The sequence below is a fragment of the Pseudomonas sp. SCB32 genome (genome assembly GCF_009189165.1).
In the GTDB taxonomy this organism is placed as follows: domain Bacteria; phylum Pseudomonadota; class Gammaproteobacteria; order Pseudomonadales; family Pseudomonadaceae; genus Pseudomonas.
The window spans coordinates 3,604,251-3,618,742 of record NZ_CP045118.1 but is presented as its reverse complement, the minus strand read 5'-3'; the positions used below and the strand labels follow the sequence as shown (position 1 = coordinate 3,618,742).

Here is a 14,492-nt window from a genome sequence, read left to right as displayed (position 1 = left end):
TCGCGCTTACCGTGCTGCCAGAGTGGAGAGGGCGGCACCCAGCCACTGCTGGACGCCGTGCATGGTTGCCGCGGAGGTGTCGAGGACCGGCTGCGGGTACACGCCGAGCAGGACCAGCAGTGCCGCGAGGCCCAGTACCATGAAGAGTTCACGGAAGTTCAGGCCGGCGATCGCACCTTCGGACTTGGACGGGCCGAAGTACGCGCGGTGGATCATGATCAGCGAGTAGACCGAACCGAACACCAGACCGAAGGTGGCGATCACGGTGATCACCGGAACGATCTTGAAGCTGCCCAGCAGGATCAGGAATTCGCCGACGAAGTTACCGGTGCCCGGCAGACCCAGCGAAGCGGTGGCGAAGAACAGGGCCACGGCCGGTAGGTACGGGATGCGCGACCACAGGCCACCCATCTTGCGCATGTCACGGGTGTGCAGGCGCTCGTACAGCTGGCCGCACAGGATGAAGAGCGCGGCGGCGGAGAGGCCGTGGGCGATCATCTGGATCACGACACCCTGCATCGCTTGTGGGCTACCGGAGTAGATGCCGATGATGACGAAACCCATGTGCGACACGGAGGAGTAGGCCACCAGGCGCTTGATGTCGGTCTGTGCGAACGACAGGAAGGCGCCGTAGAAAATGCCGATCAGACCGAGGGTCATGGCGATCGGGGCGAACTCCGCCGAGGCGTTGGGGAACAGCGGCAGGCCGAAGCGGATCAGGCCGTAGGCGGCGGTCTTCAGCAGGATGCCGGCCAGGTCCACGGAACCGGCGGTCGGCGCCTGGGCGTGGGCGTCGGGCAACCAGGAGTGCACCGGGACCACCGGCATCTTCACCGCGAAGGCGACGAAGAAGCCGAGCATCAGCAGCCACTCGGTGTGCGCCGGCATCTGGGTCTTCAGCAGGTCGGCATAGTTGAAGGTCAGCACGCCGGTGCTGTTGTAGTGAACGAACACCAGGCCCAGGATCGCCACCAGCATCACCAGGCCGCTGGCCTGGGTGAAGATGAAGAACTTGGTGGCGGCGTAGATGCGGGTCTTCTTGCCGTCGTCCGAGCTATGACCCCAGAGCGCGATGAGGAAGTACATCGGCACCAGCATCATTTCCCAGAAGAAGAAGAACAGGAACAGGTCGACGGCGAGGAACACGCCGATCACACCGCCCAGGATCCACAGCAGGTTCAGGTGGAAGAAACCGATGCGGCGCTGGATCTCGTTCCACGAGCAGAGTACGGACAGCACGCCGAGCAGGCCGGTCAGGGCGACCATCAGCAGGGACAGGCCGTCCATCGCCAGGTGCACACTGATACCGAAGCGCTCGATCCAGGCCAGCTTGAACTCGAGGGTCCATTGCGGCTCGCCACCCGGCGCGGGCGCCAGCTGGAAGTCACCGGTGTGCCACACCCACAGGCTGAGGGCGAGGGTGAGGGTCATCGACCCCAGCGCGACCCAGCGGGGCAGGGTCTTGCTGGTGTACTCGGCGATCCAGCAAAGGAAGCCGCCGATGAAGGGGATCAGGATTAGCCAGGGCAGAATCATGTCGGGCTCAATCTCATTCGTGAAGTTTTAAGCCAGCAGCAGCGCGCCGAGGAGCAGCGCGGCGCCGCCCACCAGGGAAGCGGCGTACCAACGCAGGCGGCCGTTCTCGGTGAGGCTGAGGAGTTTGTGACCACCGCGGGCGGTGAGCGGGACCAGGACAAGCGACTTGTCGATCGGGTCCGCGGCCAGCAGGCGGCAGATCAGCAGATAGGGTTTCACGAACAGCTTGTCGTACACCCAGTCGAAGCCCCAGGCATGGAACCACCAGGTGCCGAAGAAGCGGCCCGGCGCGCTCTGGGCGACGGCGCTGACGAAGCGGCGCTTGCCGAGGAACAGCAGGCCCGCCAGCAGGATACCGGCGATGGCGATGGCGCCCGAGGCGATTTCCAGGCTGTGCTTGGCTTCGCCACCGGCGTGACCGGCGCTTTCCGGCAGGACGCCGGCCAGCGGCGGAGTGATCAGCGCGCCGATGAAGGTGGACAGCACGATCAGGACACCCAGCGGCAGCCAGTGGCTGATGCCATGGCCAGCGTGAGCCTCGGTCTTCGCTTCGCCGTGGAAGGTGATGAAGATCAGGCGGAAGGTGTACAGCGAGGTCATGAACGCGCCGACCAGGCCTGCGATCAGCAGGTTCTGGTGACCACTGGCGAAGGCTTCCCAGAGGATCTCGTCCTTGGAGTAGAAGCCGGCGGTCAGGAAGGGCAGGGCGGCCAGGGCGGCGCCACCGACCACGAAGCTCGCATAGGCCAGCGGCAGCTTCTTCCACAGACCACCCATCTTGAAGATGTTCTGCTCGTGGTGGCAGGCGACGATCACCGCACCGGAAGCAAGGAACAGCAGGGCCTTGAAGAAGGCGTGGGTCATCAGGTGGAAGATCGCGCCACCCCAGGCGCCAACGCCCAGGGCCAGGAACATGTAGCCGATCTGGCTCATGGTCGAGTAGGCGAGGATGCGCTTGATGTCGGTCTGCACCAGGGCGGCGAAACCGGCCAGCACCAGGGTCACGGCGCCGACGATGCCGACCAGCTCCAGGACGTTGGGAGCCAGCTCGAACAGGCCGTGGCAGCGGGCGATCAGGTAGACGCCCGCGGTCACCATGGTGGCGGCGTGGATCAGCGCGGAGACCGGAGTCGGGCCGGCCATCGCGTCGGCCAGCCAGGTCTGCAGCGGCAGCTGGGCGGATTTGCCGACGGCGCCGCCAAGCAGCATCAGGGCCGCCAGGTTGATCCACAGGTCGCCCTTGGCGAAGTGCTGCGGAGCCAGGACCAGCAGTTCCTGGATGTTCAGCGTGCCCAGGTGCTGGAACAGGATGAACATGCCGATGGCGAAGAACACGTCACCCACGCGGGTCACGATGAACGCCTTCAGTGCTGCGTTGCCGTTCGGCACGTGGTTGAAGTAGAAGCCGATCAGCAGGTAGGAGCACAGGCCCACGCCTTCCCAGCCGAAGTACACGAACAACAAGTTATCGCCGAGCACCAGGAACAGCATGCTGGCGATGAACAGGTTGGTGTAGGCGAAGAAGCGCGAATAGCCGGCTTCGCCACGCATGTACCAGGAAGCGAACAGGTGGATCAGGAAGCCGACGCCGGTGACCACGCCGAGCATGGTGACCGACAGGCCGTCCAGGTACAGGGTGAAGTTGGCCTTGAAGTCACCAACGCTCATCCACTGCCACAGCACCAGGCTGTAGGCGCCACCTTCGGGCGGGTTGCTGTGGAAGCTCCAGATCGACCAGAAGGCGGAGAGGGCGGCCAGGCCCACGGAGCCGACACCGACCAGTGCCGAGAAGTTTTCCGACCACTTGCCGCGAGAGAAAGACAGCAGCAGGAAGCCGACCAGGGGGAACAGGAATGTAAGGGGCAGCAGGTTCATCCGCGCATCTCGCTTGCAGCGTCGATATCGAGGGTATGGAAGCGGCGATACAGCTGGAGCAGGATCGCCAGACCGATGCTCGCCTCGGCGGCAGCCAGGCTGAGCACCAGGATGAACATCACCTGGCCGTCGGGCTGGGCCCAGCGGCTACCGGCGACCACGAAGGCCAGTGCGGCGGCGTTCATCATCACTTCCAGGCTCATCAGTACGAACAGGATGTTGCGTCGTACCATCAGGCCTACCAGGCCGAAGCAGAACAGCACACCGGCGAGCGCCAGTCCGTGTTCGAGAGGGATTGTGTTCATGGCGTTATTCCTTCGCTTCGTGGCGGCCGAGGTGGTAGGCGGCGACCAGAGCTGCCAGTAGCAGCATCGAGGCCAGTTCGACGACCAGCAGATAAGGACCGAACAGGCTGATGCCCACGGCCTTGGCGTCCACGACGGTGTGGCCGATGCCGGCACCGCTCGGGTGGCGCGACAGCATCCACAGCAGCTCGACCATCAGCACCAGGGACAGCGCGCCGGGGCCGATCCATACGCCGGGCTTGAGCCACTTGCGTTCCTGTTCGGCAATCGCCGGGCCCAGGTTGAGCATCATCACCACGAAGACGAACAGCACCATGATCGCGCCGGCGTAGACGATGATCTCCAGGGCACCGGCGAACGGAGCGCCGAGACTGAAGAAGGTCATCGATACGGCGAGCAGCGAAACGATGAGGTAGAGCAGGGCATGCACCGGATTGCTGTTGGTGATGACCCGGAGGGTTGCCAGCACGGCGACGCCGGCGGCGAAGTAGAAAGCGAATTCCACGCGACGTCTCCTTACGGCAGCAGGCTCTTGACGTTGATCGGTTCGGCCTCGTTCTGCGCGGCGCCTTTCGGCTTGCCGGCGATGGCCATGCCGGCAACGCGGTAGAAGTTGTAGTCCGGGTTCTTGCCGGGGCCGGAGATCAGCAGGTCTTCCTTCTCGTAGACCAGGTCCTGGCGCTTGAACTCGCCCATCTCGAAATCCGGGGTCAGCTGGATCGCGGTGGTCGGGCAGGCTTCTTCGCACAGGCCGCAGAAGATGCAGCGGGAGAAGTTGATGCGGAAGAACTCGGGGTACCAGCGACCGTCGTCGGTCTCGGCTTTCTGCAGGGAGATGCAGCCGACCGGGCAGGCAACGGCGCACAGGTTGCACGCAACGCAGCGCTCCTCACCGTCGGGGTCGCGGGTGAGGACGATGCGGCCACGGTAGCGCGGCGGCAGGTACACGGGTTCTTCCGGGTATTGCAGGGTGTCACGCTTGCGGAAGGCATGGCCGAAGATCATCACCAGGCTGCGCAGCTGGGTGTAGGTGCCGTGCACGACTTCGAAAATGTATTTGATCATTGTCTTGCTCCTTACTGGGCCGCCAGCACGACTGCGCCGGTCACCAGCAGGTTGATCAGGGTCAGCGGGAGGCAGAACTTCCAGCTGAAGGCCATCACCTGGTCATAGCGCGGGCGTGGAATCGAGGCCCGCAGCAGGATGAACATCATGATGAAGAAGCCGGTTTTCAGGGCGAACCAGATGAACGGAATCTGCGGCAGGATGCCGAAGGGACCGTGCCAGCCGCCGAAGAACAGGGTCGCCAGCAGCGCGGACACCAGCACGATGCCGATGTACTCGCCGACGAAGAACATGCCCCACTTCATGCCGGCGTACTCGATGTGGTAACCGTCGGCCAGTTCCTGCTCGGCTTCGGGCTGGTCGAACGGGTGACGGTGAGTCACGGCGACGCCGGCGACGAAGAAGGTCATGAAGCCGAAGAACTGCGGGATGATGAACCACATGTGCTGGGCCTGGTAATCGACGATGTCGCGCAGGCTGAACGAGCCGACCTGGGCCACGATGCCCATCAGCGACAGGGCCAGGAACACCTCGTAGGAGATGGTCTGGGCCGAGGCGCGCAGGCTGCCGAGAAGGGCGAACTTGTTGTTGCTCGACCAGCCGGCGAACAGCACTGCGTACACGGTCAGGCCAGCCATGGCGAAGAAGAACAGGATGCCGATGTTCAGGTCCGCGACGCCCCAGGTCGGGGTGATCGGGATGATCGCGAAGGCCACCAGCAGCGCACCCATGGCGATCATGGGGGCGAGGGTGAAGATCATCTTGTCGGCGAACGGCGGGGTCCAGTCTTCCTTGAAGAACATCTTCAGCATGTCGGCGCCGAGCTGGAAGGCACCGAAGGGGCCGACCCGGTTCGGACCGTAGCGGTCCTGCCAGAGGCCGAGCAGACGACGCTCGACCCAGCTCAGCAGCGCGCCGCAGACAACCACGGCGAGCAGGATGACGATGGCCTTGATGACTTCAATGATGATGTCGACGACGGCGGGGGTCAGCCAGCTCATGCTCATCAAACTCATTGTGCAGCCTCCTGCAGACCTTCAGCGACAGCGCCGATGACGCCGGCAGGAATGCCTTGCAGACCGATCGGCAGGGCGACCAGACCGGCGCCCAGCTGTTCGCTCACGCGCAGCGGCAGGCGCAGTTCCTGGCCCTTGACGGTCAGGCGGATGATCGCGCCTTCGTTGACGCCCAGACGGTCAGCCTCGGACTTGGCCAGAGTGACGTAGGTCTGCGGGATGCGCTCCTGCACCGGGGCGGCCTTGGCGGAGTTCTCGTCGCTGCCGAACAGGTGATAGAAGGGCACCACCTTGAACTGGCTGGCGGAGGTGTGGAACGGCGCGGGAATCTCGCTGAACCACAGGGCCTCGCCCTTGGCCTCGATCAGGCGAATGCCCGGGTCGCCTGCGCGCAGGTGACCGCCGACTTCGTCCTGAAACTTGTTCCAGGCCTGCGGGGAGTTCCAGCCCGGAGACCAGGCGAACGGAATCTGCTGACGCGGTTCGGCGCTGCCGGCGTAGCCTTCCATGGAGAAGGCGAACGCGGAGTCGATGTCCTGCGGCTGGCGCGGCTCGCTGACACTGATGTTGGCGCGCATGGCGGTACGGCCGGAGTAGCGGTGCGGCTCGCGCGCCAGCTTCAGGCCCTTGATGCGGAACGCGGCGTTCGGCGCGGCGTCGCGGATGCCGGCCAGTTGCGGCTTGGCGGCGACGACGGCGTCGATCACGTGGTCCAGCTGGGTCCAGTCGACGCGCTTGCCCTCGAGGGTGCTGTGCAGGGCGTGCAGCCAACGCCAGCCTTCGCGGACCAGGTTGTCGGCGTTGTAGTAGGTCGGATCGAAGACCTGGAAGAAGCGCTGGGCGCGGCCTTCCTGGCTGACCAGGGTGCCATCGCCTTCGGCGAAGCTGGCAGCCGGCAGCAGGACAGTGGCCTTGGCGCTGGTGGCGGTCTGCTGGTGATCGGCGACGACGATGATCTTCGCAGCGGCCAGGGCGGCGTCGACAACGGCGGCGTCGGCGCGGCGGTACAGGTCGTTCTCCAGGATCACCACGGCATCGGCGGTGCCGGAGGTCAGCTGCGCAAGGGCGGCTTCGACGGACTCGCCGCCGAAGAGAGCCAGACCCAGGCTGTTGGCTTCCGGAACCACCAGGCTCAGGGAGCCGTTCTTCTCGCGGCTCTTCAGCGCGCTGGCGATGTTGGCTGCGGCTTCGATCAGGGCGTTGCTGCCCAGCGAGGTGCCGGCGATGACCAGCGGACGCTTGGCGGCAACCAGGGCATCGGCGATGCGCTGGGCGAGGGCGGAGGCTTCGGCGTCGAGGCCGGCCACGGCCGGGGCGCTCGGGTCGATGGCGTGGGCCACGGCGAAGCCCAGGCGAGCCAGGTCTTCGGTGGCGGCGTGCACGCACTCGGCGGCGACGTCGTCCAGGCGGGTTTCATCGAGGCTGGCGATGAACAGCGGGTTCATCTCGTGCTGGGCGATGGTCTTCACCGCAGCGTCGAGCCACGGCTGGATCTTCATCGCGGCGGCCATGTCCTCGCCCTTGCCTTTCACCGACTGGCGCAGGGCCAGGGCGATACGGGCAGCGGTCTGGGTCAGGTCTTCGCCGAGCACGAATACCGCGTCGTGGTCTTCGATGTCACGGATGGTCGGCACCGGCAGCGGGCCGTCCTGCATGACTTTCAGGACCAGCTGCAGACGCTGCAGTTCGTCAGCGGAGATGCCGCTGTAGTAGTTCTGCGCGCCGACCAGTTCGGCCAGGGCGTAGTTGCTTTCCAGGCTGGCGCGCGGCGAACCGATGCCAATGACCTTGCGGCCCTTGAGCAGGGCAGCGGTCTGGTCCAGGGCGCCGTCCAGCGAGAGCTTCTGCTTGCTCAGCATCAGCTGCGGCTGGCGCGGACGGTCTTCGCGGTTTACGTAGCCGTAGCCGAAGCGGCCGCGGTCGCACAGGAAGTAGTGGTTCACCGAGCCGTTGTAGCGGTTCTCGATGCGGCGGATTTCACCGTAGCGCTCGCCGGGGCTGATGTTGCAGCCGCTGGAGCAGCCATGGCAGATGCTCGGGGCGAACTGCATGTCCCACTTGCGGTTGTAGCGCTCGGAGTGGGTTTTGTCGGTGAACACGCCAGTCGGGCAGACCTCGGTCAGGTTGCCGGAGAATTCGCTCTCCAGCACGCCATCTTCGATGCGGCCGAAATAGACGTTGTCGTGCGCGCCGTAGACGCCCAGGTCGGTGCCGCCGGCGTAGTCCTTGTAGTAACGGACGCAGCGGTAGCAGGCGATGCAGCGGTTCATCTCGTGGGCGATGAACGGGCCGAGTTCCTGGTTCTGGTGGGTGCGCTTGGTGAAGCGGTACCGGCGCTGGTTGTGGCCGGTCATCACCGTCATGTCCTGCAGGTGGCAGTGACCGCCTTCCTCGCAGACCGGGCAGTCGTGCGGGTGGTTGGTCATCAGCCATTCGACGACGCTGGCGCGGAACTGCTTGGCCTCTTCGTCCTCGATGGAAATCCAGGTGTTGTCGGTGGCGGGGGTCATGCAGGACATGACGAGGCGACCGCGTTTGTCGTTCTCGTCGGTGTACTGCTTGACCGCACACTGGCGGCATGCGCCGACGCTACCGAGCGCCGGGTGCCAGCAGAAGTAGGGGATGTCGAGACCGAGGGAGAGACAGGCCTGCAACAGGTTGTCCGCTCCGTCGACTTCTAACGTCTTGCCGTCTACGTGGATCGTGGCCATGGGTCTAAGTCTTCGTTGGCCCGTTGTCAGCGGGCGTGGCTAATAGAAATCACGGTTTCATCGGGCCGGCGGCGCGCCGCGGCACTACAACGAAACAACGCCGGGCGCTTGCGCCCGGCGAACAAAGCATCAAGCGCCGACGGTCTGCGGTGCTTGTACGGCCTGAGCCTGGCGGGAGATGCCCGCTTCGAACTCGGGACGGAAATACTTCAGTGCGCTGCCCAGCGGCTCGACGGCACCCGGTGCGTGGGCACAGAAAGTCTTGCCTGGGCCGAGGAAGTTGACGAGCTGCTCGAGGGTTTCCAGGTCGCCCTGGGCGCCTTCGCCTTTCTCCAGCGCGCGCAATACCTTGACGCTCCACGGCAGGCCATCGCGGCACGGAGTGCACCAGCCGCACGATTCGCGGGCGAAGAACTCTTCCATGTTGCGCAGCAGGGAAACCATGTTGACGCTGTCGTCCACCGCCATGGCCAGGCCAGTACCCATACGGGTGCCGACCTTGGCGACGCCGCCGGCGTAGAACAGGGCGTCCAGGTGCTCCGGCAGGAGGAAGCCGGTACCGGCGCCGCCCGGCTGCCAGGCCTTGAGCTTGTAGCCGTCGCGCATGCCGCCGGCGTAGTCCTCGAACAGCTCGCGGGCCGGAAGGCCGAAGGGCAGTTCCCAGATGCCGGGGTTCTTCACCTTGCCGGAGAAGCCCATGAGCTTGGTGCCCATGTCTTCGCTGCCCGGACGGGCGAGGCCCTTGTACCAGTCGACGCCGTGCTCGACGATCGCCGGCACGTTGCACAGGGTCTCGACGTTGTTCACGCAGGTCGGCTTGCCCCAGACGCCGACGGCGGCGGGGAAGGGCGGCTTGGAGCGCGGGTTGGCGCGGCGGCCTTCCAGCGAGTTGATCAGCGCGGTCTCTTCGCCACAGATGTAGCGGCCGGCACCGGTGTGCACGAACAGCTCGAAATCAAAACCGCTGCCGAGGATGTTCTTGCCCAGCAGGCCTGCGGCCTTGGCTTCATCGATGGCGCGGTTCAGGTTGCGGGCGGCGTCGACGTACTCGCCGCGCAGGAAGATGTAGCCGCGATAGGCCTTGAGGGCGCGCGCGGAGATCAGCATGCCTTCCACCAGCAGGTGCGGCAGCTGCTCCATGAGCATGCGGTCCTTCCAGGTGTTGGGCTCCATCTCGTCCGCGTTGCACAGCAGGTAGCGGATGTTGAGGGATTCGTCCTTGGGCATCAGGCCCCACTTCACGCCGGTGGGGAAGCCCGCACCGCCGCGGCCCTTGAGGCCGGAGTCCTTGACGGTCTGGACGATGTCGTCGGTGGCCATCTGCGCCAGCGCCTTGCGCGCGGCGGCGTAGCCGTTCTTCGACTGGTACTCCTCCAGCCAGACCGGGGCGCCGTCGTCACGCAGGCGCCAGGTCAGCGGATGGGTTTCGGCCGCGCGCGCGGTGCGGTTGGGGGTGCCGTAGGAGGTGAGGCGACTCATGCGTAGGCCTCCAGCAGTTTGGCGACGCCGTCGGGACGCAGGTCACCGAAGGTGTCGTCGTCGATCATCATCGCCGGGGCCTTGTCGCAGTTGCCCAGGCAGCACACCGGCAGCAGGGTGAAGCGGCCGTCGGCGGTGGTCTGGCCGAGGCCGATGCCCAGCTGCTTCTGGATCTCGCCAACCACGGACTCGTGGCCGCCGATGTAGCAGACCATGCTGTCGCAGACGCGGATGATGTGGCGGCCGACGGGCTGGCGGAAGATCTGGCTATAGAAGGTAGCCACGCCTTCGACGTCGCTGTCCGGAATGCCGAGGATGTCGGCGATAGCGGGGATGGCGCCATCCGGCACCCAGCCTCGCTGTTTCTGGACGATCTTCAGGGCTTCGATGGACGCCGCGCGGGAGTCCTCGTAGTGATGCATTTCGTGCTCGATGGCCGAGCGCTCGGTTTCGCTGAGTTCGAAACGATCAGTCTGGATAAGGGTACTCATGATCAGCGGTCCACGTCGGCCATAACGAAGTCGATACTGCCCAGATAGGCGATCAGGTCAGCGATCATGCTGCCGTTGATCACCGACGGAATCTGCTGCAGGTGCGCGAAGCTGGGCGTCCGGATGCGGGTCCGGTAGCTCATGGTGCTGCCATCGCTCGTCAGGTAGTAGCTGTTGATGCCCTTGGTCGCTTCCACCATCTGGAAGGCTTCGTTGGCCGGCATGACCGGGCCCCAGGAAACCTGCAGGAAGTGGGTGATCAGGGTTTCGATGTGCTGCAGCGTGCGCTCTTTGGGCGGCGGAGTGGTCAGCGGGTGGTCGGCCTTGTATGGGCCTTCGGGCATGTTCTTCAGGCACTGCTCGATGATGCGCAGGCTCTGGCGCATTTCACCCATCTTGACCATGCAGCGGTCGTAGGCGTCGCCGTTGGCCGCCAGCGGTACTTCGAACTCGAAGTTCTCGTAGCCGGAGTAGGGGCGGGCTTTGCGTAGGTCGAAATCACAGCCGGTGGCGCGCAGGCCGGCACCGGTAGTGCCCCATTCCAGCGCTTCCTTGGTGTTGTACGCGGCAACGCCGATGGTACGGCCACGCAGGATGCTGTTCTTCAGGGCGGCGGTTTCGTACTCGTCCAGGCGCTTGGGCATCCAGTCGAGGAACTCGCGAACCAGCTTGTCCCAGCCGCGCGGCAGGTCGTGAGCGACGCCACCGATACGGTACCAGGCCGGGTGCAGGCGGAAACCGGTGATGGCTTCGACGACCTTGTAGGCGCGCTGGCGGTCGGTGAAGGTGAAGAACACCGGGGTCATCGCACCCACGTCCTGGATGTAGGTACCCAGGTAGAGGAGGTGGTTCAGGATGCGGAAGAACTCCGACATCATGATGCGGATGACGTCGACGCGCTGCGGCACCTTGATGCCGGCGAGCTTCTCGACCGAGAGCACGTACGGCAGGTTGTTCATCACGCCGCCGAGGTAGTCGATACGGTCGGTGTAGGGAATGAAGCTGTGCCAGGACTGGCGCTCGGCCATCTTCTCAGCGCCACGGTGGTGGTAGCCGATCTCCGGAACGCAGTCGAGGATCTCTTCGCCGTCCAGCTGCAGGATGATGCGGAACGCACCGTGGGCGGAAGGGTGGTTCGGGCCGAGGTTGAGGAACATGAAGTCCTCGTTCTCGCCGTGGCGCTTCATGCCCCAGTCTTCGGGCTTGAAGCGCAGGGCTTCCTGCTCGAGGTCCTGCTTGGCGGCGGAGAGCGCGTAGGGATCGAACTCGGTGGCGCGCGCCGGGTAGTCCTTGCGCAGCGGGTGACCTTCCCAGGTCGGCGGCATCAGCATGCGGGTCAGGTGCGGGTGACCATTGAAGGTGATCCCGTACATGTCCCAGACCTCACGCTCGTACCAGTTGGCGTTCGGCCAGATACGGGTGGCGGTGGGCAGGTTCAGGTCGCCTTCGGACAAGGCCACCTTGATCATCACATCACTATTACGCTCGAGCGACATCAGGTGGTAGAACACGCTGAAGTCGGCGCCCGGCAGGCCGCGACGGTGGGTGCGCAGGCGCTCGTCGACACCGTGCAGGTCATAGAGCATGACGTACGGCTTGGGCACGTTGCGCAGGAAGCTGAGGACTTCGATCAGGCGCTCACGGGGCACCCAGAGCACCGGCATGCCGGTGCGGGTGGCCTGGACGGTGAAGGTCTCGGCGCCAAAGCGGGAATTCAGTTCGACGACGATGTCTTGGTCGTCTGCCTTGTAGGGCGGGATGTACAGAGCGGAGTCTGCATTCATAGTCTTAAGTCACACTCGGTCAACGGTGGAGTGAAAACGGGCCTCTCGTGGAGGGCCGGATCACACTTCGTCGGGGCTGCGCAGGTTGGTGACCGCAATGCGCTGTTCGCGCTTGAGATCCTTCTGGGCAGGCATGTCGGCACGGTAGATGCCTTGATCGCCGACAACCCAGGACAACGGGCGACGCTCCTGGCCGATGGATTCCTGCAGCAGCATCAGGCCTTGCAGGAACGCCTCCGGACGGGGCGGGCAGCCGGGGATGTAAACGTCCACGGGGAGGAACTTGTCGACCCCCTGAACGACCGAGTAGATGTCGTACATGCCGCCGGAGTTGGCGCACGAACCCATCGAGATCACCCACTTGGGTTCCAGCATCTGCTCGTACAGGCGCTGGATGACCGGGGCCATCTTGATGAAGCAGGTGCCGGCGATGACCATGAAGTCGGCCTGACGCGGCGATGCACGGATCACTTCGGCGCCGAAACGGGCGATGTCGTGCGGCGCGGTGAACGCCGTGGTCATCTCCACGTAGCAGCAGGACAGGCCGAAGTTGTACGGCCAAAGGGAGTTCTTGCGACCCCAGTTGACTGCACCGTTGAGAACATCTTCCAGCTTGCCCATGAAGATGTTCTTGTGGACCTGCCCTTCGATGAGCGGGTCTTCTACCGTTTCGCGCTGGCCGATCGGGTATTGATCATTGGGCGCATCCGGGTCGATCCGGGTAAGTTTGTATTGCATCGCCAAAGCCTCATTGTTTTAGCTTCGCCTGCCGTGCGCGACGTGCCGCCGGCGCCCAATCGAGCGCGCCGATACGCCACAGGTAGACAAGACCTGCCAACAGAATTGCTATGAAAATGGTTGCCTCGATCAGACCGGCCCAACCGCTTTCACGGACGGACACGGACCAGGCGAAGAGGAAGAGGGCTTCGACGTCGAAGATCACGAAAAGCATCGCGACCAGATAGAATTTTGCCGACAGGCGCAGGCGTGCGCTGCCGGTAGGAACGATCCCGGATTCGAACGGTTCGTTCTTGCTGCGACCAAATGCCTTACTGCCAAGCAGGCTGGAAACCCCTAGCATGAAGCCGAGCAGGCCCAGCACTCCTAAAAGGAAGGCGGCGAGTCCCCAGTGTTGAGCTGCAAGTTCAGCTGGATTGGGCATGCCGATACTCCTTCCTACAAAAAACGATTGTCTTGGGTTCCGGGCTGCAATGGCCCGACTGCGCGAACCCGACAACTCAAGGATAGTGAGCTAAGGGTTCAGGTCATCTTTCCAATTTTATGCCCAAAGCCTTCTGCAAGTAAATTTTTCCAACACAAACAGACGCTTCTAAAACGGGCAAAAGGCTTTTGCATTTCCGTGAGCCCTCTGCCTGTGCGGTCCTGCGCGCCTAGTGTGCCGGCACTTCGGCTTTGGTCGAATAGTACTTTCGAGGTATTTGGCTGCAATAAAATAGTATCTATCATATGATAAATATTATCATTTGCAGTGTCGTATATCCGTAACTTTACTACATATAAGCGGCGGGCCTTTTCTTTCGCCACCCCTGAAACATTCAATTATCGCCTCCCGGTTTTGTCGGACGCCCCTCTTTTCGGGGTGGTTCATTTCCATTTCGTGATCCAGGCCCAGTGCATTTCGCAGCGGACCGGTTCGCTGCCGGTATCGTCCAGCACGCTGACCTGAATCTGGGTCTCACCCTTGTCCTCCTCCAGCATTGCGCGACGTTGCTCCGCCGTCAGCGTAGCGATGGCGCGCAGTCCGCCGCTGGCTCGGCGCAGGTAGTCGACCTTGAGGTGCTTGATCAGCGGCAGCTTGTGATCGGGCAGGTTCATGCTGACCATGCAGCCGCTAGCGGATTCGGCGAGCAATGCCATTGCCGCGGCGTGTACGCCGCCGATGTGATTACGGACGCGGCGTCGATTGGCAAGGCTCATTCGCACTTCATCGTCGGACAGCTTCTGGATGCGCACGTTGGCGGTGCCAGCGAAGCGTACCTGGGAGCAGAACAGGCGGCTCAGCAGTGGCTCATGAAGGCGGCGCGGGAGGTGCTGGATGAGGTCGGCGGCGAGGGCGAGGCGGTTTCGTTTGGGTGTTCCGTTCATGGAGGGGCATTCCGTTCATATAAAGGAAGCCCGAGGCTGGCATGTCGGCGCGGATCTGCCCTTGGCGGGCGGGGAGAGGGTGGTTGGCGGTTCGGCCAAGCGTAAAAAAGCAAAACCCCGGCAG

Annotated in this window: 13 protein-coding genes; all 13 read right to left on the bottom strand. The window is 63.9% G+C overall.

The features are described 5' to 3' along the window. Window positions 1-6 precede the first annotated feature (6 nt). Window positions 7-1,536 carry an NADH-quinone oxidoreductase subunit M gene (gene nuoM, locus GA645_RS16505; RefSeq protein ID WP_152224086.1) on the bottom strand — a complete coding sequence of 510 codons (1,530 nt, stop codon included), beginning with the start codon at window positions 1,534-1,536 and terminating at the stop codon, window positions 7-9. A 27-nt stretch (window positions 1,537-1,563) separates the two neighbouring features. Continuing rightward, window positions 1,564-3,411: an NADH-quinone oxidoreductase subunit L gene (gene nuoL, locus GA645_RS16500; protein ID WP_152224085.1), complete on the bottom strand. Its 1,848-nt coding sequence runs from the start codon at window positions 3,409-3,411 to the stop codon at window positions 1,564-1,566. Continuing rightward, on the bottom strand, window positions 3,408-3,716 hold the full coding sequence (gene nuoK, locus GA645_RS16495; protein ID WP_024765121.1) for an NADH-quinone oxidoreductase subunit NuoK: 309 nt from the start codon (window positions 3,714-3,716) through the stop codon (window positions 3,408-3,410). The genes nuoL and nuoK overlap by 4 nt, the downstream gene beginning before the upstream one ends. A 4-nt stretch (window positions 3,717-3,720) precedes the next feature. Further along, complete coding sequence (gene nuoJ / locus GA645_RS16490; protein ID WP_152224084.1) at window positions 3,721-4,221, bottom strand: NADH-quinone oxidoreductase subunit J; 501 nt, start codon at window positions 4,219-4,221, stop codon at window positions 3,721-3,723. 11 nt (window positions 4,222-4,232) lie between these two features. Further along, entirely contained in the window at window positions 4,233-4,781 is a 549-nt protein-coding gene (gene nuoI / locus GA645_RS16485) for an NADH-quinone oxidoreductase subunit NuoI (protein ID WP_084311083.1), read from the bottom strand. 11 nt (window positions 4,782-4,792) lie between these two features. Continuing rightward, on the bottom strand, window positions 4,793-5,782 hold the full coding sequence (gene nuoH / locus GA645_RS16480; RefSeq protein ID WP_152228141.1) for an NADH-quinone oxidoreductase subunit NuoH: 990 nt from the start codon (window positions 5,780-5,782) through the stop codon (window positions 4,793-4,795). A gap of 11 nt (window positions 5,783-5,793) precedes the next feature. Next, window positions 5,794-8,508, bottom strand: a complete 2,715-nt coding sequence (gene nuoG / locus GA645_RS16475) for an NADH-quinone oxidoreductase subunit NuoG (protein ID WP_152224083.1) — start codon at window positions 8,506-8,508, stop codon at window positions 5,794-5,796. Window positions 8,509-8,637: 129 nt separating this feature from the next. Next, window positions 8,638-9,987 carry an NADH-quinone oxidoreductase subunit NuoF gene (nuoF, locus tag GA645_RS16470; RefSeq protein ID WP_081520490.1) on the bottom strand — a complete coding sequence of 450 codons (1,350 nt, stop codon included), beginning with the start codon at window positions 9,985-9,987 and terminating at the stop codon, window positions 8,638-8,640. After that, a complete protein-coding gene (gene nuoE, locus GA645_RS16465; RefSeq protein WP_169887231.1) occupies window positions 9,984-10,484 on the bottom strand; it encodes an NADH-quinone oxidoreductase subunit NuoE in 501 nt (166 codons plus the stop codon). Before nuoE ends, nuoF begins: the two co-directional genes overlap by 4 nt. Beyond that, complete coding sequence (gene nuoC / locus GA645_RS16460) at window positions 10,481-12,262, bottom strand: NADH-quinone oxidoreductase subunit C/D (RefSeq protein WP_152224082.1); 1,782 nt, start codon at window positions 12,260-12,262, stop codon at window positions 10,481-10,483. The genes nuoE and nuoC overlap by 4 nt, the downstream gene beginning before the upstream one ends. A gap of 60 nt (window positions 12,263-12,322) precedes the next feature. Continuing rightward, window positions 12,323-13,000 carry an NADH-quinone oxidoreductase subunit B family protein gene (locus GA645_RS16455; protein WP_015477477.1) on the bottom strand — a complete coding sequence of 226 codons (678 nt, stop codon included), beginning with the start codon at window positions 12,998-13,000 and terminating at the stop codon, window positions 12,323-12,325. 10 nt (window positions 13,001-13,010) lie between these two features. Continuing rightward, window positions 13,011-13,424: an NADH-quinone oxidoreductase subunit A gene (ndhC, locus tag GA645_RS16450; protein ID WP_015477476.1), complete on the bottom strand. Its 414-nt coding sequence runs from the start codon at window positions 13,422-13,424 to the stop codon at window positions 13,011-13,013. A 443-nt stretch (window positions 13,425-13,867) separates the two neighbouring features. Further along, window positions 13,868-14,368, bottom strand: a complete 501-nt coding sequence (locus tag GA645_RS16445; protein ID WP_152224081.1) for a DUF4442 domain-containing protein — start codon at window positions 14,366-14,368, stop codon at window positions 13,868-13,870. Between the last annotated feature and the right edge of the window lie 124 nt (window positions 14,369-14,492).

Bases quoted from the DNA above. Each gene is read 5' to 3' on its own strand.
- nuoI (WP_084311083.1), bottom strand. From the start codon at position 4,781: ATGATCAAATACATTTTCGAAGTCGTGCACGGCACCTACACCCAGCTG.
- GA645_RS16445 (WP_152224081.1), bottom strand. From the start codon at position 14,368: ATGAACGGAACACCCAAACGAAACCGCCTCGCCCTCGCCGCCGACCTC.
- ndhC (WP_015477476.1), bottom strand. From the start codon at position 13,424: ATGCCCAATCCAGCTGAACTTGCAGCTCAACACTGGGGACTCGCCGCC.
- nuoG (WP_152224083.1), bottom strand. From the start codon at position 8,508: ATGGCCACGATCCACGTAGACGGCAAGACGTTAGAAGTCGACGGAGCG.
- nuoF (WP_081520490.1), bottom strand. From the start codon at position 9,987: ATGAGTCGCCTCACCTCCTACGGCACCCCCAACCGCACCGCGCGCGCG.
- nuoL (WP_152224085.1), bottom strand. From the start codon at position 3,411: ATGAACCTGCTGCCCCTTACATTCCTGTTCCCCCTGGTCGGCTTCCTG.
- nuoK (WP_024765121.1), bottom strand. From the start codon at position 3,716: ATGAACACAATCCCTCTCGAACACGGACTGGCGCTCGCCGGTGTGCTG.
- GA645_RS16455 (WP_015477477.1), bottom strand. From the start codon at position 13,000: ATGCAATACAAACTTACCCGGATCGACCCGGATGCGCCCAATGATCAA.
- nuoH (WP_152228141.1), bottom strand. From the start codon at position 5,782: ATGAGCTGGCTGACCCCCGCCGTCGTCGACATCATCATTGAAGTCATC.
- nuoM (WP_152224086.1), bottom strand. From the start codon at position 1,536: ATGATTCTGCCCTGGCTAATCCTGATCCCCTTCATCGGCGGCTTCCTT.
- nuoC (WP_152224082.1), bottom strand. From the start codon at position 12,262: ATGAATGCAGACTCCGCTCTGTACATCCCGCCCTACAAGGCAGACGAC.